Source organism: Faecalibacterium sp. Marseille-Q4137 (assembly GCF_017377535.1).
In the GTDB taxonomy this organism is placed as follows: domain Bacteria; phylum Bacillota; class Clostridia; order Oscillospirales; family Ruminococcaceae; genus Faecalibacterium; species Faecalibacterium duncaniae.
Genome location: NZ_JAFREK010000004.1, coordinates 91,024 through 110,154 on the forward strand (window position 1 = coordinate 91,024; position 19,131 = coordinate 110,154).

26 protein-coding genes are annotated in these 19,131 nt (G+C 60.5%); 19 read left to right on the forward strand and 7 right to left on the reverse strand.

The window, feature by feature from the left end; genetic code table 11:
- Positions 1–54: 54 nt before the first annotated feature.
- From J3353_RS03055 to J3353_RS03080, 6 genes are all read left to right on the forward strand, one after another.
- Positions 55–465, forward strand: coding sequence for a helix-turn-helix domain-containing protein (locus J3353_RS03055; RefSeq protein ID WP_117533246.1), 411 nt, complete (start codon positions 55–57; stop codon positions 463–465).
- Entirely contained in the window at positions 392–1,684 is a 1,293-nt protein-coding gene (locus tag J3353_RS03060; RefSeq protein ID WP_181967220.1) for a PBSX family phage terminase large subunit, read from the forward strand. The genes J3353_RS03055 and J3353_RS03060 overlap by 74 nt, the downstream gene beginning before the upstream one ends.
- A complete protein-coding gene (locus J3353_RS03065; RefSeq protein ID WP_207684126.1) occupies positions 1,681–3,204 on the forward strand; it encodes a phage portal protein in 1,524 nt (507 codons plus the stop codon). The genes J3353_RS03060 and J3353_RS03065 overlap by 4 nt, the downstream gene beginning before the upstream one ends.
- Positions 3,191–3,394, forward strand: coding sequence for a hypothetical protein (locus J3353_RS03070; RefSeq protein ID WP_207684127.1), 204 nt, complete (start codon positions 3,191–3,193; stop codon positions 3,392–3,394). The genes J3353_RS03065 and J3353_RS03070 overlap by 14 nt, the downstream gene beginning before the upstream one ends.
- A complete protein-coding gene (locus J3353_RS03075; protein WP_207684128.1) occupies positions 3,388–4,596 on the forward strand; it encodes a phage minor capsid protein in 1,209 nt (402 codons plus the stop codon). Before J3353_RS03070 ends, J3353_RS03075 begins: the two co-directional genes overlap by 7 nt.
- Positions 4,597–4,661: 65 nt before the next feature.
- The gene (locus tag J3353_RS03080) at positions 4,662–5,171 is read left to right on the forward strand and encodes a hypothetical protein (RefSeq protein WP_207684129.1); all 510 of its coding nucleotides are present in this window, start codon (positions 4,662–4,664) and stop codon (positions 5,169–5,171) included.
- 140 nt (positions 5,172–5,311) lie between these two features.
- On the opposite strand, the gene J3353_RS03085 is transcribed toward J3353_RS03080, so the two are convergent.
- The 7 genes from J3353_RS03085 to J3353_RS03115 all read right to left on the reverse strand — a co-directional run bounded on the left by J3353_RS03085 (position 5,312) and on the right by J3353_RS03115 (position 7,382).
- The gene (locus J3353_RS03085) at positions 5,312–5,872 is read right to left on the reverse strand and encodes a hypothetical protein (protein ID WP_207684130.1); all 561 of its coding nucleotides are present in this window, start codon (positions 5,870–5,872) and stop codon (positions 5,312–5,314) included.
- Positions 5,873–5,984: 112 nt separating this feature from the next.
- A complete protein-coding gene (locus J3353_RS03090) occupies positions 5,985–6,251 on the reverse strand; it encodes a hypothetical protein (protein WP_207684131.1) in 267 nt (88 codons plus the stop codon).
- A 13-nt stretch (positions 6,252–6,264) separates the two neighbouring features.
- Entirely contained in the window at positions 6,265–6,486 is a 222-nt protein-coding gene (locus J3353_RS03095) for a hypothetical protein (RefSeq protein ID WP_207684132.1), read from the reverse strand.
- Positions 6,487–6,489: 3 nt separating this feature from the next.
- Complete coding sequence (locus J3353_RS03100; RefSeq protein WP_207684133.1) at positions 6,490–6,735, reverse strand: hypothetical protein; 246 nt, start codon at positions 6,733–6,735, stop codon at positions 6,490–6,492.
- 2 nt (positions 6,736–6,737) lie between these two features.
- Positions 6,738–6,968, reverse strand: coding sequence for a hypothetical protein (locus tag J3353_RS03105; protein ID WP_207684134.1), 231 nt, complete (start codon positions 6,966–6,968; stop codon positions 6,738–6,740).
- A 3-nt stretch (positions 6,969–6,971) separates the two neighbouring features.
- Positions 6,972–7,223 carry a hypothetical protein gene (locus J3353_RS03110; RefSeq protein WP_117533255.1) on the reverse strand — a complete coding sequence of 84 codons (252 nt, stop codon included), beginning with the start codon at positions 7,221–7,223 and terminating at the stop codon, positions 6,972–6,974.
- Positions 7,224–7,226: 3 nt separating this feature from the next.
- Complete coding sequence (locus J3353_RS03115) at positions 7,227–7,382, reverse strand: hypothetical protein (protein ID WP_207684135.1); 156 nt, start codon at positions 7,380–7,382, stop codon at positions 7,227–7,229.
- Between the two features lie 167 nt (positions 7,383–7,549).
- Here J3353_RS03115 and J3353_RS03120 point away from each other — a divergent pair, with 167 nt between their 5' ends.
- The 13 genes from J3353_RS03120 (at position 7,550) to J3353_RS03180 (ending at position 19,127) form a co-directional block, all read left to right on the forward strand.
- Positions 7,550–7,777, forward strand: a complete 228-nt coding sequence (locus J3353_RS03120) for a hypothetical protein (protein WP_207684136.1) — start codon at positions 7,550–7,552, stop codon at positions 7,775–7,777.
- Between the two features lie 444 nt (positions 7,778–8,221).
- Positions 8,222–8,851, forward strand: a complete 630-nt coding sequence (locus J3353_RS03125; protein ID WP_207684137.1) for a phage scaffolding protein — start codon at positions 8,222–8,224, stop codon at positions 8,849–8,851.
- Positions 8,852–8,865: 14 nt separating this feature from the next.
- Positions 8,866–9,861 (forward strand): hypothetical protein, encoded by a 996-nt coding sequence (locus J3353_RS03130; protein WP_207684138.1) that lies wholly within the window; start codon positions 8,866–8,868, stop codon positions 9,859–9,861.
- 3 nt (positions 9,862–9,864) lie between these two features.
- The gene (locus tag J3353_RS03135) at positions 9,865–10,260 is read left to right on the forward strand and encodes a hypothetical protein (RefSeq protein WP_207684139.1); all 396 of its coding nucleotides are present in this window, start codon (positions 9,865–9,867) and stop codon (positions 10,258–10,260) included.
- Positions 10,261–10,274: 14 nt separating this feature from the next.
- Entirely contained in the window at positions 10,275–10,685 is a 411-nt protein-coding gene (locus tag J3353_RS03140; protein WP_207684140.1) for a hypothetical protein, read from the forward strand.
- Complete coding sequence (locus J3353_RS03145; RefSeq protein WP_207684141.1) at positions 10,685–11,092, forward strand: hypothetical protein; 408 nt, start codon at positions 10,685–10,687, stop codon at positions 11,090–11,092. Before J3353_RS03140 ends, J3353_RS03145 begins: the two co-directional genes overlap by 1 nt.
- Entirely contained in the window at positions 11,089–11,538 is a 450-nt protein-coding gene (locus tag J3353_RS03150; protein WP_117533262.1) for a hypothetical protein, read from the forward strand. The genes J3353_RS03145 and J3353_RS03150 overlap by 4 nt, the downstream gene beginning before the upstream one ends.
- Before the next feature lie 4 nt (positions 11,539–11,542).
- Positions 11,543–12,097, forward strand: a complete 555-nt coding sequence (locus J3353_RS03155; protein ID WP_207684142.1) for a phage tail tube protein — start codon at positions 11,543–11,545, stop codon at positions 12,095–12,097.
- 66 nt (positions 12,098–12,163) lie between these two features.
- A complete protein-coding gene (locus J3353_RS03160; RefSeq protein WP_207684143.1) occupies positions 12,164–12,691 on the forward strand; it encodes a DUF6673 family protein in 528 nt (175 codons plus the stop codon).
- Complete coding sequence (locus J3353_RS03165; RefSeq protein WP_207684144.1) at positions 12,684–13,280, forward strand: Gp15 family bacteriophage protein; 597 nt, start codon at positions 12,684–12,686, stop codon at positions 13,278–13,280. Before J3353_RS03160 ends, J3353_RS03165 begins: the two co-directional genes overlap by 8 nt.
- Before the next feature lie 181 nt (positions 13,281–13,461).
- Positions 13,462–17,229, forward strand: coding sequence for a phage tail tape measure protein (locus tag J3353_RS03170; protein ID WP_207684145.1), 3,768 nt, complete (start codon positions 13,462–13,464; stop codon positions 17,227–17,229).
- 15 nt (positions 17,230–17,244) lie between these two features.
- Entirely contained in the window at positions 17,245–18,117 is an 873-nt protein-coding gene (locus J3353_RS03175; RefSeq protein ID WP_207684146.1) for a phage tail domain-containing protein, read from the forward strand.
- Positions 18,114–19,127, forward strand: a complete 1,014-nt coding sequence (locus J3353_RS03180; protein ID WP_207684147.1) for a siphovirus ReqiPepy6 Gp37-like family protein — start codon at positions 18,114–18,116, stop codon at positions 19,125–19,127. The genes J3353_RS03175 and J3353_RS03180 overlap by 4 nt, the downstream gene beginning before the upstream one ends.
- The last annotated feature ends 4 nt before the right edge of the window (positions 19,128–19,131 follow it).

A 19,131-nucleotide genomic window follows, 5' to 3' on the forward strand; every position in this document is an offset into this window, starting at 1 on the left:
GGTTCCTCCAGAGTGGAACCAGTGTGCGCCGTTTTCTCATACGGAGGTGAAACCTTGGCACGAGAATCCCAAATCGGAAAATGGAACAGCCCCAGCGGACTGCTGCGTCTGCAGCGGCTGGCAATGCACGGCCTGACGCAGGCGGAGATCTGCGAGCAGATCGGCGTACCGGTGCGCACTTTCCGGCGCTGGTGCACTCAAGACCCGCGTATCAAGAAGGCAATCAGCGTAGGTGCAGAGGCCGCGCTGGCCAGCGTGGAGAATGCCCTGTTCAAGAAAGCCCAGAGCGGAGACCTGGGCGCAATGTGTTTCTTTTTGAAAAACCGTGACCCCGAGCACTGGAGCGAGCACCCAGAGCTGCGCGGCTACGATGGAAAGGTGGTGTTCGTGGATGACATACCAAAGACGGCAGCCCCCAAACCTGCTCAAGCAGCAACTGAAACTCAGCAGCCTGATCATCCCTGAATACTACGCCGCCCACACCGCCATCTGGTCAGGTGAGTATAACGAGTATCTGGGCGATGGTGGACGCGGCAGCTTGAAGTCCACCTTTGCAGCCACCGAAGTGGTGCTACTCGTCATGCGGGTGCCGAACATCCACGCGGTCGTCCTGCGCAAGGTCGGCAACACCATTGCCACCAGCGTCTGGCCGGAGTACAACCGCGTGATTGACCGGATGGGCATCCGGCATCTCTGGAAGCAGACCAAGAAGCCGTACACTCTGACCTATGTTCCCACCGGGCAGACCATCCAGTTCTACGGTCTGGACGACCCTGGCAAGTTGAAATCCATCGCTGTTCCGTTTGGCTATTTCGGTGTGATGCATTTTGAGGAGTTCGACCAATACGATGGGCCCGAAGAGATACGAAACGTAGAGCAGTCGGTGTTCCGTGGTGGCCCCTTCAGCTTTTCTTTCAAGACCTTCAACTCCCCCGCCATGGCGCGGCATTGGGTCAACCGGTACAAGCGGGAGGCAAAGCCGAAGCAGTTCCGGCATCACACAACCTACCTGACCACCCCGCCCGAGTGGCTGGGCCCCCGCTTCTACGATGACGCAGAGACCCTGAAGCAGCGCGACCCGGTGGCCTACGCCCACGAGTATCTGGGCGAGGTCGTGGGCTGTGGCACTGCCGTGTTTGAGAATCTGGAGCTGCGGCCCATCACCAGTGAGGAGATCGCAGGCTTCGACCGCCGCTACTACGGCCTGGACTTCGGCTGGTATCCCGACCCGAACCACTTTGGCGGCATGGCCTATCAGCACGCCCAGCAGACCCTGTACATCTTCGAGGAGCACAGGGCGCAGAAGGAGACCGATGCCCAGCTGGCCGAGGCACTGCGCCGACACCTGCACGACGAGATCATCGGCGATAGTGCGGCCAATCGCTCAATCGCTACACTGCGCGATCTGGGCTTTGACCGGCTGCGGGGCTGCCGGAAGTACGCAGCACACGGCGGCACGTCCGTCACCGACGGCATGAAGTGGCTGCAAAGCCGCGCAAAGATCGTCATTGACCCCCAGCGCTGTCCGTGGACGGCCCGGGAGTTTTCCGAGTATGAGTACGCCATCGACAAAAAGACCGGCGACGTGATGCCGGGGTATGTTGATGCAGCGAACCACAGCATCGATATGACACGCTACGCCATGGAGCCCGTCTGGCAAAAGAGAGGTGTTCAAAACGCATGATAAACCACGCAGATATTGAGAATATCATCGGTTGCAAGACCCTTGTCACTGACCGGATGCAGCGGGCTATCGAGGATTGGTACGATGCAGCCATCAACGGCCTGCCGCTGGACAAGAACCCGGAGACCCTGACCCTCGACCTGCCCGCGCTGATCTGCGCCGAGCTGGCCCGGCTGACGACACTCGAGCTGGAAGCCACAGTGGAGGGCAGTGACCGCGCGGATTGGATCAACACCCGGCTGCAGCGGGTGCTCACGCCCCGCAAACGGCGCATTTTTACGGTGGCGCTGGCCCTGGGCAGCGGCATCTGGAAACCCTACCAGAGCGGCAACAAGCTGGGCATCTCTTTTGCAAACGCAACCCGGTACTTCCCGGTCGCCCACGATGTCGAGGGCAGTTTGACCGAGGGCGTGTTCATCGACACCATCCAGGAGGACGACAGCTACTACCACCGTTTGGAGTGGATGCACGTTCTGGAGCGCCGACAGGATCTGCGAGATGCCGAGCTGGCGCAACTGGAGGACTATGACCTCGCAGCACCTACACAGTTTCCCTGCATCAAGGTGGTAAACCTTGCCTTCCGCAGTGCGACCCAGGACAGCCTCGGCAGCCCGGAGGATCTGAGCATCCGCCCGGAGTGGGACGAGATCGAGCCCGTAGCCTATCTGACCGGGCAGGAGACGCTGCCCGTGGGCTATTTCGTGACCCCTATCGTCAACAGCGTTGATCCCGATAGTGAGCTGGGGGCTGCCGTGTTCGAGCCCGCCCGCAGGCAGATCATTGATGCCGACGAGCAGTACACCCGGCTGGACTGGGAGTACGAGGGCGGAGAACTGGCCGTGGACACCGACGAGAAGTTCCTCAAGCCCAGCGCCACCGGGCAGCAGCTCTCCAAGGCGCAGGCGCTGAAGGAATACGGCGTACCGCCGGAAGCCATTGACCACACTGCCCCGCACCACAGAGAGCGGCTGTTCCACGGCATCAACGTCAACACCGGCATCACCGACAGCACCCCTTTCTATCAGGTGTTCTCCCCCGCCCTGCGGGACGGAAGCTACCTGACCGGTCTGAACCAGTATCTGCGCAACGTGGAAAGCCATGCGGGCCTGAGCTTTGGTGTGATCTCGCAGGTAGCGGACGTAGAAAAGACCGCCACCGAGATTGTCAACAGCAAGCAGAAGCTGTACGCCACGGTGTCCGACCTTCAGGCAGCACTGGAGGACGCGCTGCGAGGGCTGATCAGTGCCTTAGACTATTGGGCCGACCACATCCCCGGAGCGCCGGGCAAGGGCAAGCTGAACATTGCCTTCAAGTGGGATGACAGCATCATCCTCGACCGGCTCACCGAGATGGCCCAGTGGCAGCAGGAGGTCAGCATGGGTCTCCGCAGCAAGGCAGAGTACCGGATGCACTTCTTTGGTGAAGATGAGGAGACCGCTACACAGGCAGTGCGGGCCATTCAGCAGGAGGCCGGGGCTGCGGATATCTTGAAGGGAGTGCTGGACAATGGCGACGGCTAAAACCAATAGGGCCCTGCAGGCCGAGCGGATGGCGCAGGCAGCTGACCGGCTGGATTTTCTGGCAGCCAACGCCCGCATTTTGCGAGACCCCGCTGTGTGGGGCCAGTATCACGAGGCAGTACACACCGCCGAGCTTCTGGGCTTCACGGTGACCCAGACAGGCGGCAAGCATGAGGTGCACCCATGCTGACACCGGACGAGGTCAACGGCTATGCCGGGCTCATGGCAGCACCGTGGGACGAGCTGAGCGAGCGCATCCTGCGTGACATGGTGCGCCGGATCGTCAAGACCGGCAGCGTTACGGCAACCGCACAATGGCAAAGCTACCGCGCCCAGGCGCTGGGAGCCAGCCGTGCATACCTCCTCCAGCAGATGCAGGCCATCGTGCAGCAGCTGGGGCCCCAGGAGGCCGCTGTGTTTGCCCAGGCAATGAAACAGGCCTACGGCATCGACGTGCAGGATGCAGCCGCAGCAGGCCGCTCTCTGGCCCCTCTTGGCGAGAGCGAAGAGGCACAGCAGATCATCCAGAGCGGCTATCGGCGCACCATGAACACCCTGTACAATCTGACCCAGACCCGGGCCGTGATGGGCAACCAGAACATGGTGGAGACCACCCAGCGGCAGCTGGCGTATTACCTCGACATGGCCCACGCCGATGCCGTCAGCGGAGCGTTCAGCTCGGACGATTCTGCCAGGCGGGCGCTCAACGAGCTGGCGGCCAAGGGCGTGGGGGCCATCACCTATCCCAGCGGCCACATGGACAGTCTGGACGTGGTGGTTCTTCGGGCCACCCGCACCGGTATCAACCAAACCGCCGGAGAGATCACCCGCTTTAACGCGGATCAGTTGGAGTGCGACCTGATGGAGCTGGATGCCCACGTCGGTGCGCGCACCGGGGACGGCGGGCAGAACCTGACAAACCACAGCTGGTGGCAGGGCCAGATTGTCAGCCGGAGCGGCAAGCACGGCTACCTCTCACTGGACGACATCGGCTACGGAGACGTGCGCGGCTTTATGGGGGCCAACTGCGCTCACAACTGGAGCATGTACTGGGAGGGCGCAAGTGTGCGAAGCTACACGCCCGAGAGGCTGGCCGCAATCAACGCAGCTACTGTATCCTACAACGGCAAGGAGATCGGACGGTACAAAGCAACCCAGATACAGCGTGCCCAGGAGCGCCAGATCAGGGCCGAGAAACGGGCCTTTCTGGTTGCCAAGGAAAGCGGCCAGAAGGACACAGAAAAGGCCGCAGCGGCCAAGCTGGCGGCCTCTCGAGACAAGCTGAAGGACTTCCTCCAGCAGACCGGGCTCAAGCAGTATCAGCTGCGAGAAAGCGTGCCCGGCTTTGGCCGCAGCGAGGCCTCCAGCGCAGCAGCCCAGGCGAGAAAATGAGTCGTGCTGGACTTTCTGAAAAGGCCGTGTTATACTTCAGGCCAGAATAAAGGAGGTCTCACCCTATGAAAATCAAGAACCATGTCCAGGCGGGCATCGTCCTGCTCGCGCTGGCCGTCAGCTTGACCGCCTGTGGCAGCAGCGCTTCCAGCACTGCAAGCAGCGTGGCATCCAGCGTCCCGGCCAGTTCCGTGGCCGAGAGCACCGCACCAGAGGCAAAACCCGCCAGCACAGAATCCTCGCCGCTGGATGGCATCAGCTTTAGAGCGGATAAAGTCCGGAATGATACCACCGGGAAATGGCGTATTTCGCTGATCGCAGAGAACATCGACATGAGCGAGTATGCCCTGGACTACTACAAGCAATATTTCACGGACGACAGCGAGATTCACTTCATCGTTAACTTCAACTACAACACGACCACCAAAATCATGGTGATGGGCGGCGACCTGGACGTAACCGTACAGGAGTACGTTGCCAAGGAAGAGCACGACGCAAAGATGCTGGGCAGCGGAACTGTGCTGGCCGAATATTTTGTGAACATCGAAACCGGCGAGCTCGAGAAAGTCCGATAAATAAAACATCGAAAACGCCCTGAAGGAATGCACCTCCATAACGCGCACATACGAACTCAATGTGCGGCTCATCAAGATGTGTTTCGTGATGACAGTAGAAAAGGCCCGTAGGTTAAACGCCTACGGGCCTTTTCTGTTACTTATTTACCGGCTCTGCGTAACCCATCAGCCCTATAATACACCGTCCGCTGAATATACGCAGAATCATCAGCAATGGCTCGCACAGAAGTATTATTGGACTGAATCTGAAATGCGCCAAGTATAAATTTTTGCAAGCTATCCACGCTATACTTCTGCACATTCACGCCGAAAAAATTAACCAGTATATCAATGACGGTTTCTTCGTGCTGTGAAAACTGACACGGATAAACCTTATGCTCTGGAATGAAGTACACCCAGAAAGTAAACCGCATCTTGTCGTATCCCGCTTTCAAGTCGAGGCAAACCGTATCTGTTTTCAAAAACCGAATCGCCTGATCCGTCAGCCGATTCAGCTCCCGTTCTCCGATGGTACATCCATCCGGGAATAGTTCTTCCATGAACTGCTGAAAACGCTGATCCCCAGATTTCCCGTCAAACACATCATGCCAAACTGAGCCGTACTCCTTCACCAGTTCTTCTTTTCGCTCAAAAAGAATTGTACAGGCCAGCTTAACAAAGTTTGCAGGCGAATCGACCTTAAAATGTAAAGATTCCATCATTTCACCCCTTATACATCCCTACCGATTGAATGGTATGCGAACCAGTGACCGCGCCGCTCAGCCTGACCCTCGTGCCAGAACTGACCGCCCATCTCCGCACGGAATCCACGCATCACTGATCGCCTCCCTTATAGTCCACCACGTAGCCGTTATACACGAAGTGCTCTGCCGCCATGGCAGCATCCAGAATCCGGTCTGCATACTCGGCAGCCTCCTCCGGGCTCTTGGTTCCGAGGGAGGCCCACTGGACACCCATCTTCACCGGGGTACCCTGCCGAGCAAAGTTGCAGTTGTGGATCTGGATGCCGTCCTCCGCAGAGAACTGCGCCTGAAGTGCATCCAGCGCTTCGCCGTACACCTTCCAGTTGACTTTCTTCATAGATCAGCCCTCCTCAATTTGCCTTAATCAGAATGCCGTTGTCCAATGCGAACCACACACCATCGTCCTTCTGCACGGTCTTGCAACCCTGTGCCCGGAGCAGCTCCCGCATCTTCGACAGCTGGTGCTCGGTGCACTGCATCCAGAAGAATCCGGCGAAGTTGAACCACTCGCTGCTCTGGATATTGACGTGCTGGGCTTCCGCATAAATGCGGTTGAATGCGCTTGTTTTCATAGATCAGCCCTCCTTTACCAGTTCATAGTGTTTGATGCTGCCGTCCACGAATCTCCGGCCCTGCAGGATCTCCACGCTCTGGAGCAGGAACTCGAGGTGGGCCATATCGATGGCCCCGCAGGAGCCGGGGTCACGGAGCAGCTGCTCGGCCAGCGCGTCCTGCATTGTGACGGTGTAGCAGGTCTCCCCGACGATCTTCTCACCGTTCTCGATCTCTGCGGTGTCGTAAGTGATGTTCAGCTTCTTCATGGTTACCATTCTCCTTTCGCAGCTGCCTGGGCGATTGCCCGTTCTTCCTTCTCTTCGTCGAATGCCGCAGCGAACATCTGCAGCGCCTGGGTCTTGGTGATGGGCCCGAACTCCTTCACGAAGTAGGTGAAGGTGCGGTCATCCCAGCACTCGACGTAGCCATCGCCGCCCTTGGTATAGTTTGCCTTGGCCAGTGCGATGAACTCCTCGTAGGTCAATGCACGCTCTTTCATGGTTCAGTCCTCCTTGCTGTTGTACTCGTCGGTGTCCCGGCTGGATTCGCCCATCAGGAACACCCGATGCTTGTTGTTGTCATCCCGCAGCCAATCACCGCCCAGAGCAGTGATGGTGAAGAGCATCCCCTGATACTGCCCAGCGGCAGCCACCCGAGTGCTGTCATCCAAGTCCTGCCGGTGCATGAGGCCCCACTGAGTATCCAGCCCGAGGGTTACGGTGCCCAGGTGGCGGCGCAGTTCATCTTTCTTCATGGTTCAATCCTCCTTCTCATCCATCCTGCGGAGATCCTCGCAGATTGCGTCTGCCTCTTCTTCGGAGAGGTCGTACTCCGCTACAAGCTCGTCCCGGTCTTCTGCCCGCCAGCCGCCGTCATACAGCGCCGCTGCGGATGCCCAATCATCACATCTCATTTTTCGTTTTCCTCCGTTATTTTTATCCCAAAACCCTTTCGGTGGCTGTATGTTACCTCTGCGCGGAAACAAAGTCAAGTTGTTTTTGATTTATTTTTTAATTTCTTTTTGTTGTTGACTTTTGCCCCGGCAAGTCATATCCTTGTGGCAGAAAGGAGTGACCCGAGATGACCACATCAAGCCGAGTAAAGGCTCTTCTGGAGCTGACCGAGACCGACCAGAACACCTTCGCCGCCGCTTTCGGGATGACCACCCCGCAGGCCATGAGCAACAAGCTGAGACGGGACAGCTGGTCGGCCAGAGACCTCGCCAAGGCCGCCGCCCTCTGCGGCGCAAAGCTGGCGTTCATCCTCCCGGACGGCTCCCAGCTTATCCTCGCACCGGACGAGGAGTGACCGCTACACCGCAAAACGCCCCGCGCTGAAGAGGACAAACCTCCCGGCGCGGGGCGTTTTGCTTGTATACGGTTGCAACAAAATTCTAGCTTGTCGCAACATTCAGCGCAATACAAACTTTGTAGTCACGAAAAAGTGAGTGTTCATGCGGGTTTTCAGGCCAAAACATACAATGTCTACTCAAACTCTTATCCTGACCCTGAATAGAAGAAAATAAGAATACATACACGCGAGGGCACGCTTGATGCCCGCCCGCGTAGGGTTTATAGGAATTTTTGTATGCTTTGTTTCAGGTACGCAGCGCTCAAGTCGTAACGTTTTGGGCCCCTGGTTTGTGATACGATAATCCCAGATTACACCACGCGCCCGGTGTATAAGCGGCGCAGAGGGCACCGCGACCGGCAGCGCGAAACATCTGCTGTACGCCCTCCGGGAGGTAAAACCATGAAACGTGATGATTTGAGAGCCATCGAAGGTCTGACCGAGGAGCAGATCAACGAGATCATGCGCCTGCACGGGCAGGACGCAGCCACCTACCAGGCCACTGTACAGGGCCTGCAGGCGCAGCTGGCCACCGCTCAGCAGGGACTGGCCGCCTTTGAGGGCGTGGATGTCAACGACCTGCGCAGTCAGATCACCAACCTGACGAACCAGCTGAACACCCAGGCTGCCGAGTACGCATTCAACAACGTGCTACGCAGCGCTGCCCGGGAGGCAGGCGCTCTGGATGAGGCGGACGTGATCCAGCTGCTGCCGGACAGAGCTACACTGCGTGAGAGCAAGAATCAGGCGGAGGATGTCAAGCAGGCATTCGCTGATCTCAAATCCCGCAAGCCGTACCTTTTCCAGCAGGGCTCCCCCGCCCCGCAGGATGGCGGCTCCGAACCGCAGCCGGGCAACGAGCCCCAGGGCAACCCGATCATCGTCCCGAAGCCCCGCAGCCAGGGTGGCAGTGCACAGCCCACCCTGCAGGAGTTTCTCCAGATGACCGGTGCCGAGCGCATGGCCCTGCGCACCCGCAACCCGGCGCTTTTCCAGCAGCTCTCCACACTGGTGAGGGCTGCACGACACTAACGAGGTAATGAGCTATGCCTATCACCGGCACTTTTGGCGGCTTCCCGTTTGACCCCGAGGTCTATCAGGGCTTCGTAGATCAGGAGGCCACCTTCTCCGATTCCATCCTTGCATCCGGCATTCTGGCCAACGACCAGAGCATGGCCTCCGCCCTGGACAACGGCGGCGTGCAGGGTACCATCCGCTTTTACAACCCCCTCGACCCCGATCAGGACGCTCCTCTGGTGCGCGACGGCGTGGCCGACAACGTGCCCACCGAGATCTCCGGCGGCAAGCAGAGCTGGATTCGTATCGACCGCATGAAGGCCTGGAAAGCCACCGAGCTGACCCGTGAGCTGACCGCGGCTGATCCTATGGCTGCTGTGGCCCGCAACACTGGCCGCTACTGGCGCATGTACAAGCAGGGCCTGCTGGTCAAGCTGGTCAACGCCGCTCTGGGCGTTACCGGCCTGGAGAACCACTCTCTGACCGTCAAGACCGGCGGCGTGACCGCAAACCAGCTGATCGACGTGCAGCAGAGCGCCCTGGGCGATTTCTCCGGCAAGTTCGGCCTGCTGGTGGTGCACTCCAAGATCATGGCCGAGTATAAGAAGCTGGGCCTGCTGAACTACAACAAGTACACCATCACCAATGTGCTCCAGAAGGAAGTCAGCCTGCCCACCATCAACGGCCTGGTCGTCATCGAGAACGACCGCGGCACCGATGACGGCACCAACTACAACACCTTCCTGCTGGGTCAGGGTTCCGTTCTGACCGCAAACCCCAAGGTCATCTCCCCGGACACCACCGAGTACGATGCAGCCAAGGCAGGCGGTACGGACATCCTGTACAACAACCGCGCCTTCATCCTGCACCCCAACGGTCTGAGCTTCGACGCGGATAAGATTGCTAAGGAGACCCCCACCGACGCAGAGTTCACCACTTCCACCAACTGGAAGCTGAAGTTTGACCACAAGAACGTCCGCATGGGTAAGATCACCATTCCCAAGGCGAACTTTGCCGAGGCGTAACCTATGGACAGCTGGCTGACCTACTCCGATTTCAAGGAGAAGTACCCAGACAGCAGTCTGACTGAGCCGCAGTTCACGCCAATGGCCATCGACGCGGCGCTCTTCATCGAGAACGCTACACGTTGGTGCGCCAGCATCGCAGCTGAGCCGGAGCAGACAGAGCTTCTGGCCCTGTGCCAGGCCCGGCTGGTGGCCCTCTCAGAAGAGGTCAGCGCCAGCTGGGACGGTGTGACCAACGTCAGCAACCACGGGTACACTGAGAGCTATGCATCCGGGCTGGATATGCAATCCTACCTCGGCGCACGGCAGCAGCAGATCGTGGAGCAGACCCTGAGCGCCCCGGTTACCCGCTGGATGCTGTACCAGGGCGGCGTGTACCACCCGCCCCGCAGACGCTGAAGGGAGGTCAACCGATGCGAAAGCCTCTCGGCGCAGACCAGACTGTCACCATCACTCACATCATCCGCAAGGGCACTGTGAGCAAGAGCTACACCACAGTACTGTCCGGTGTCAGCTGTCGTGAAGTCAGCAGCGCTCACGTAGAGACCCCCGGCTTTGCCCGGCAGGAGCAGACTTCGTTCTGCATCTTTCCCGGCCACACCACAGCAGCCCCGGAGGGGGCTGCTGAGAGCCCCAATCCGGCTGGCAGCACGTTCCTCACCCCCGAGGCATTCAAGGCCGCAGAGGCCGCGCTCCGGGACCGTCGGTGGACAGTAGCGCTGGAGGACAAGGTGCTTCTACCAAGCGGGCGCACCGGGACGGTAACGTGCGTCCAGGACAACCGCAGCGGACGTTGCCCTCACTGGTATGTGGAGGTGAGCTGATGGCCAACCCTCTGCTGAAGATCAACCAGCCCGCAGATGTCAAGCTGGGGCAGAAGGGCAACCTGAACCTCGGCATCTGCTGGAAAGCAGACCTCGCCGGGCAGTACACAGAAGCCTTTGAACGGCTCCAGAAGGAGGCCGACGGCGAATTTGTCCGGCTGGTAAAACCATACATCCCCCTGCGCACCGGCGCTCTGGCAGGCAGCACGAACGATCATACCGTTCTCGGCAGTGGGCAGATCGTGCAGGCCACGCCCTACGCCGCCGCCCAGTACTACCGGCTGCCCTGTGGCCGGGGCGTGCGGGAGGACGGACGAGGCCCCCACTGGGGCGAACGTTGTGTCAATGACCACGGGCAGGAGTTCATCTCCTTTGTCAAGGCCAGGGCGCAGAAGGAGCTGAAATGAACGAAACCAAAACCCCCGACATTCAGGCCATGCTGGAATGGCTGGCCTCCTGCCCGCTTGCCGCTTCTCTGAACGACGGCGATGTGGCGTTCTCCATCGACTATCTGGGCGCAGAGCCCTGTCAGTTCTCCCTGGAGAGCACCCCGACCGCGCCGATTCTGGAGCAGTACATCAGGGGCAGCTTGAGGGCCAAGAACTACGTCTTGGCTTCTCGGATGAGCTACACCCAGAACGTGGTGGAGCAGGCCGCGAACAGCTCCTTCTGGGACGACTTCGCCGACTGGGTGGAGACGCAGACCTCCGCGCAGAATCTGCCCAAGCTGGCAGGTGATAAAAAGGCAGAGGCTGTGGTGTGCCTTTCCCCGGGGTACATCCTGAACCAGGATGCCAACACCTGCCGATTCCAAATTCAGCTTCAACTTCAATACTATCAGGAAGGGAGATAACCCTATGACTGTTTCCGAAACCCTGACCGCGCTCAAGACCAAGAAGGGCATCGTGCCCAGCGCGGACTACACCGGCACCGAAAAAGCCGATGACTTCATCTTTGCAATCCAGACCGATGCCTCCACCCAGACCAAGGAGAGCGACTGGGTCGTGTTTGCAGAGCGTGTCAAGGAGCACTCCGGTGCCCTGAACGCTTCCACCGAGGACGTGGCCTATATCCGCGCAGGCACTGTCACCGAGAAGGGCGAGACCCAGCGCACCTTCTCCCTGAACGGTAACCGCTGCGTGGGCGACCCTGCGCAGGATTTCCTGCTCTCCCACAAGATCAAGTTCGGCTCCGGCACTGAGGTGGTTTTCCCTTATATCTACTTCAGCGCAAAGACCGGCAAGGGCGAGAAGGGCGCAGCTGCCTTTATCGTCACTTCCGATGCAAGCGGCTCCGCCAGCAACTCCGCAGGTTTTGCCTGCGACGTGAAGGGTGTTGGCGTTCCGGCTGAGTTCAACTACCTGACCCTGACTCAGGCCGACACGCAGTCCACCAAGGCTGCCAAGGTCTGATAACAACACCACACAGCCCTCGTTCCCCGGTGAACGGGGGCCCTTTTTGTAACAGGAGGATTTTCCATGATCATCAACGGCATTGAATTTGATTTTTCCACCCTGAACGCCAACGACGTGGATCGGATGCTGGCTGCACAGACCCGGCAGCAGGAACGTGCTCGGACGGAGGGCAGCCGCTACACTCCCGAGAGCGATTACCCTGCCTGGCTGCGCTTCCAGTGCCGCATCTTTATGGACTACCTGGACGAAGTTCTAGGCGAGGGTGCTTCTGAGAAGCTGGGGCTGGACGGCAGCAACTTCAACGCCTGCCTGACGGTCAGCAAGGCCTTTGCCGAGGCCATGGCCGCAGAAAAGGCCAGTGCCAGCGCGCTGATCCACCCCACCGAGGAGCGGGCGCAGGTTTCGGCAGCACAGGTTTCGGCAGCACAGGTTTCGGCAGCACAGGCCATCCCTGCCCCCATGAACCGTGAGCAGCGCCGGGCCGCGGTCAAGACACATCCCGCCGTGGTGGATTTCCGAGCACAGGAAGCGGCAAAGGCCGCCCGCCGTGCCCAGCTGAAGGCAGAGCTTGAGGCACTGGACAATGCATGACCTGCTGACGGACACCCTGCCCACCGAGTGGGAGGGCCGCGCCATCGACCCTGACTTCCGGCCCATGATCTGGCTGCTGATCCGCACCCGCCGCGCCAAGACTGACGAGGACAGCGCCCGGATGATTTGTGAAGCCGTTCAGCGGTTCTTTGTAGAGCCGGTGCCCGGAGTGCAGTACCAGGAAGCCTTTGAATCTCTGGTGCGCTTCTGCCAGGGCGGCGGCCCCGAGGACGAGGAGCGCACCGGGACTGGCAGCAGCAGCGACCCACAGGACGAGCCTGTGCTGGACTACCGGTGCGATGCTGACTACATCGTGGGGGCCTTTCAGCAGGCCTACGGCATCGACCTGACCGCTGACAAGGTGCACTGGTGGCGCTTCAAAGCACTGCTTCATGCCCTGCCGCCGGAAACGTCGCTGGGCAAGATCGTGGAGATCCGGGGCAAGGATACCTCCGATATGGACAGAGCCGACCGGGACTACTACGAGACCCTGAAAGAGCGTTTTGCCCTGCCGGATGGGCTGAAGGGGGTGAAGCGGCGCGAAACCCTGCAAGAGCACGAGGACGCTTTCCTCGACCGCTTCGGTTGATTCCCGCGCCCCGGTGCCCTGCCCCTTCTGCGGCAGAGCGCTGCCCGTGTGGGCGGCTCCCGAAGCCTGCGCCCACGGTTTGTGGGTGAAATGTAAGAACCCCGCATGTAAGCGGGAGGTAGAAATCAAGTTATAACAGCCTGTGCCCCTGTGCCCGTGCTCCGAATGAGAGGTGGACACAGTGGCGGACTACAGTATTACCGGCGATACCCGGCTGGACGCAAGCGGCTTTAATAAGGGCCTGAGCGCGATGTCGGTAGCCGCAGGCAATTTGATCTCCGGGCTGACGCAAGCTGCTACCGGAAAGCTGACAGCGCTGGCAAAAACCTCTGTCGGTGTCGGCATGAGCTTCCAGTCCTCCATGTCCCAGGTGGCCGCCACCATGGGCGTGGGTGTGGATCAGATCCAGAGCCTGACGGACAAGGCCAAGGAGATGGGCAGCACTACAGCGTTCACTGCTACACAGGCAGCGGACGCTCTGAACTATCTGGCGCTTGCTGGCTACGATGCTAACAAGGCTGCTGAGGTGCTGCCCAGCGTCCTGAACCTGGCCGCAGCGGGCGGCATGGATCTGGCCTATGCGTCCGATCTGGTCACCGATGCTATGGCCTCGCTGAACCTCGAGGCCAACAAGCAGAATGTGGACGAGTTCGGCAACAAACTGGCCAAGGCGGCCAGCAAAGCCAACGCCAACGTCAGTCAGCTGGGCGAAGCCATCCTGACAGTGGGCGGCACCGCCGCGAATCTGAAGGGCGGCACCACGGAGCTAACAACCGCCCTGGGCCTGCTGGCAAACGTCGGCATCAAGGGCGCAGAGGGCGGCACGCACCTGCGCAACATCATACTGTCCCTGCAGTCCCCCACCGATGATGCCACCAAGCTCATGGAGCAGCTGGGCCTGCAGGTGTACGATGCGCAGGGCAATATGCGCGGCCTGGACGACATCCTGACCGACCTGAGCGGCTCTCTGGCTGGATTGACACAGGGGCAGAAGGACAGCGTCATCAACGCGCTGTTCAACAAGACCGACCTCGCAGCCGTCAACGGCCTGTTGACGGCGCAGGGTGAGCAGTGGGAGTCACTGGCCCAGCAGATCGACGCAGCGGGCGAGGCAGCCGGTGACTCCGGCGCTATGGCCCAGATGGCAGAGACACAGCTGGACAACCTGCAGGGCTCCGTCACCATCATGCAGAGCGCCCTGGAGGGCCTGCAGCTGGGTATTTACGACTATCTGGAGCCTAGCCTGAACGAGGCAGCCAAGTGGGGCTCCGAATGCTTCTCTACCCTGACAAAGGCCCTGTCTGAGGGCGGCCCGGAAGCGATGCTTCAGGCAGCGGGTCAGATCATCTCCGATCTGGCCGCCAGCGTTACCGCACAGCTGCCGGGGCTGGTAACCTCCGGTACCGAGATCATCGTTCAGCTTGCAGAGGATATCGTAGTAGCTACACCGCAGCTGCTCTCGTCCGGCGCTGAGATCATCGGCGCTCTGGTGCAGGCGCTGGGCGTTGCCCTGCCTCAGCTGGTGAGCACCGGCATCCAGATGATCTCTCAGCTGAGCGCGGGCCTGGCCTCCGGTATCCCCGAGTTTCTGGCCAAGGCGCTCCCCCTTGTCGCTGATTTTGCCAGCGGCCTGCGGGAGAATATCGGCCAGATCATAGACGCAGGCATCGAGCTCATTCTGAGCCTGATGCAGGGCCTGATGGATGGGCTGCCTACCCTGATTGAGTATCTGCCCGGTATCGTTTCGGATATCGCGAGCATCATCAATGACAACACCCCGAAGATTCTCGAGGCCGGTATCCAGTTGATCCTCATGCTGGGCAAGGGGCTGCTTCAGGCAGTGCCTACCCTCGTGGCCAATATCCCCCAGATCTGCAAGGCCATCTTTGACGTGTTCATCGCCTTCCGGTGGCTGGACATCGGCTCACAGATCGTAGAGGGCCTGTGGAAGGGCTTGACCGGCGGCTGGGCGACCCTGGTGAAGAAAGTCGGTGGTCTGGCCCAGCAGCTGCCCGACATCGTCAAGCGGGTTCTGGGCATCCACTCACCCTCCAAGGTTTTTGACGAGATCGGCGTGAACACCTGCAAAGGTCTGGCGCAGGGTCTGAGCAAGGGCACCGCCCGGGTGAAGCACGCAGCCAAGACTGTGGTCGCTTCCGTCACAGACACCGCTACACAGATTGTGGACGGCGTAACCACCGTGACCGAGACCGTCACCGAAACCATGGCGAACGGCTCCACCCAGCAGAAACAGATTATCACGGAGACCTCGCAACAGATCATCGACGGCGTGGCCAAGACCGTAAAAACGGTCACGGAACGCGCCGCCGATGGCTCTGAATCTGTCAAGCGCAGCATCGAAGCCGTCCGTGATGTGGTTTCCACGGTCACCGCGACCCAGACGGCCCTCGTGGACGGGGCCAAGGTCACCACCCAGACCACCACCGAGACGCTGGCAGACGGCAGCGAGCAGGTCAAGCGGGTCATCACCAGCACCGGCACTGAGGTCATCGAGGGCGTGCAGCACACGGTCAAGACCGTGACCACCATCGCCGCCGACGGCACACAGACTGTGGCAAAGACCATCGAGGATGCCGGGCCCCAGTACGGCAGCGTGGGTGAGCTGCTGACCACCCAGCTCCGCACCAAGCTCACCGAGGGCTGGGCGCAAATCCAGTCCGACATCCAGACGGATGCGCTGGGGGCCATCGAGACGCTGGCAACGGCCCTCAAGGATGGCGACCTCGAGAGCCTGGGCCTGTGGGCTGCCAGCTATTTCTGGCAGGCCTGCACCAAGGAACAGCAGGCGCAGATCAACTCCATCGCTCTGGGGGCCCTGAACCAGCTGGGCAGCGCTTTGAGCGGCGTGTTCGGGAACCTCTCTCAGCTGGCCATGGGGCTGGTGGCGCAGTTCGTGCCCGCCGCGGCCAGCGCCACAGCCGGGCAGACCGCCCTGAACGTGGCCATGGACGCAAACCCCATCCTCCTCGTCATCTCCCTCATCGGGATGCTGGTGGGTGCCCTGCTGAACTTCTCCGGCAAAAACAAAGAGATTGCCAACACTTTCCAGAATGTCTGGGCGGGCGTTGAGGACTTTATGAGCTACATCTTCGAGGGCCTGCTTCGCGTCGTGGCGGCGGGCATCGAGGGCTTTATCGTCCTCATCAACGGGTTGATCGGTGCCTATAACTTCGTGGCCGGATTTTTCGGCGGTCACATTGACTACATCTCCAATCCGGCGTGGGACTACGCCAACAAGATCGCTGCCGACCGGGCCAAGCGGCAGGCGGAACGGAAACAGCAGCAGGAAGCCATCAACAACCCCAGCAACTCCGGCACCTCCGCCAGCTCTCAGAAGGTCATCGAGAGCATGACCGACACCAGCAAGACCACCAATGCCGACGGCAGCACCGTGACCACCAAGGTGCTCACCGAGAAGCTGCAGGACGAGACCGGCAAGATCACCCAGCGAGTGACCAAGACCGTCACCGAGGCGGGTACCAAGCTGGTGGACGGCGTGGAGCGCTCCTACAAGACCGTGACCACCTATGTGGATGGCATCCAGACAAAGATTGAGCGCAGCCTGAATGACATCACCAAGACCAGCAGCTCCACCACGCCGACGGCCCCCACCACGCCGACGGCTCCCACCCCGGACAAAGACCTGACCGACGCTGTGGAGGCCAACACCGAGGCCCTGCTGGCCGCAAACAGCAAGTTGGCCGAGATGGTGCGGCAAGCCGATTCTCTGGTGCTATCGGACAACATGGCCATCAGCCGGTCTGTGGCCGCTTCCGGCACGGCACAGGTGGCCGCAGCCGCCAACAACTACCACCGGGAGGGCGACACCACGGTCAACCAGTATATCTACTCCAAGGCCCAGACGGCGGCAGACCTCCAGCGGGAAGCCCGCTGGGAAGCCGACCGGGCCAAGGCCCAGAAACGATGAAAGGAGGGCTCCACAATGCCATTCAGAAAAGACCATTTGCAGCTGGTCACGGATGCCGGGGCCACTCTCGACATCGGGTGGGCTTACGGCACGCCCTACTCCCTCGACCCCATCAATGGCGTAGACGTGGACGTGCAGACCGCACAGGGCGTGAACCAGGTGGGCGTGAGCGTGGAGCGCCAGAGCGTGGCCGGGGTGAGCCGTGAGCTCATCATCCACTGCCACAGCTCCCACGGCGATGCGGATGCGGAATTACTGCTGGAAAAGCTGCCCTATTTCACCAGCGGCACAATGTATTTCGAGGATAAATTCTTCTGTCGTTTCGTGCTTTCCAAGACCCCCTACACAAAGAGCATCCACCCCTACCCGGTGTTGGCCTTCATGCTCTTCTGCCCGAAACCCTTCTGGTACGACCTGACCGCCCAGAGCTTCTGCATCAACGGCTTTGTGCCCAGCTTCAGGCTGCCCATCAACTACAGCACACCCCACCGTTTCGGCGTGCGCACCTCCGTCGGCTGGCTGAACGCGGTCAACCCCGGGGCACTGGCAGTGCCCTTCACGGCCACCCTCAAGAGCGACGGCGCTGTGGTCAACCCCACCGTGCTGAACATCGTCACCGGCCAGAGCATCCGCATCCTGACCACCCTGACCCCCGGGCAGGTCATCGAGATCTACCGCACCACCACCGACAAGCTGGCTGTCAAGCGGACAGAGGACGGCACGGAGGAGAACATCTTCTCCCTGCTGGATGAGGACAGCGACTTGCTGGAGCTGGCCCCGGGCGACAACTTACTCAAAGCCACCGCCGACAGCGGCGAGACCAGCCTGCAGGTGACGGTGCGCTTTTATCCCATGGTTTCGGGCATCCTGCCGGAGGTGATCTCGTGACGCTGGACGTATTGGACGAGCTGACCCTCGCCCGGCTGGGCCGGGTGGAGGTGTGGGTGAGCCTTTACTGGGACGAGCCCTACAACACCGAGGGGAGCATGACGCTGGAAGTGCGGCCCACCGAGGAGAACCTCGCTCTTCTCCGGGAGGGCCGCTGGCTGCGCCGCAATGACAGCGATGTGCCCATGCGCATCTGCCACCGGAGCAACGAGAATCAGGACAGCAACTTAGTGGTCACCGGCTTCCCGGGGACGTGGATCTTCACCAAGCGGGCCGGTACCAGCATCGTGAAGAACGAGAACGCGGAACAGGCCATGCGCAGACTGGTCAGCGCAATGCAGCCATGGCCCAAGCTGGAGCTGGGTGCTGCTGTGGGCTTCGACACCACCTACACCGCCCAGACCTCCGGCGGCAGCATCATGGACTACCTGATGACCATCGGCGCGGCTTGTGATCTGGGCTTCCGGGTGCGGCTCAGTGGTAAAAACGACCAGAAAAAACTAACGTTCGAGGTCTATCGGCCCACCGCCGACCTCAACAACAGGTTCAGTACCAAGTGGGGCTCCCTGCAGCAGGCTGCGTGGGCCTTTGGGGACAGCGACTATGCCAACGTCGCCGTGGTGCAGGGGGCCGGTGAGGGCGAGAACCGGGCCACCGTGACCGTGGGCCTGACCGATGCCACCGGGGCCGACCGGCGGGAGCTGTATGTGGATGCCCGGGATGTGCAGCCGGACGAGGAAAAGGGCGAGACCAGCAGGAGCGAAGCCTACCTCGAACGGCTCATGGCCCGGGGCACCAACAAACTGCTGGAACAGCTGCGCACCGGCTCCATTGAGCTGATCATCGATGCCGAGGGCCTTTCCCCCGGTGACGTGGCCTTCTGCACCATCCCGGAGCTGGGCTACAAGGCCACCGTCCGGGTGGCCGATGTCATCACCCAAAGCCAGAGCGACAGCACCACCCGCACCGTGCGGCTGGGTACGCCGGTCTGGCGCAAGCTAAGGAGATGATCTT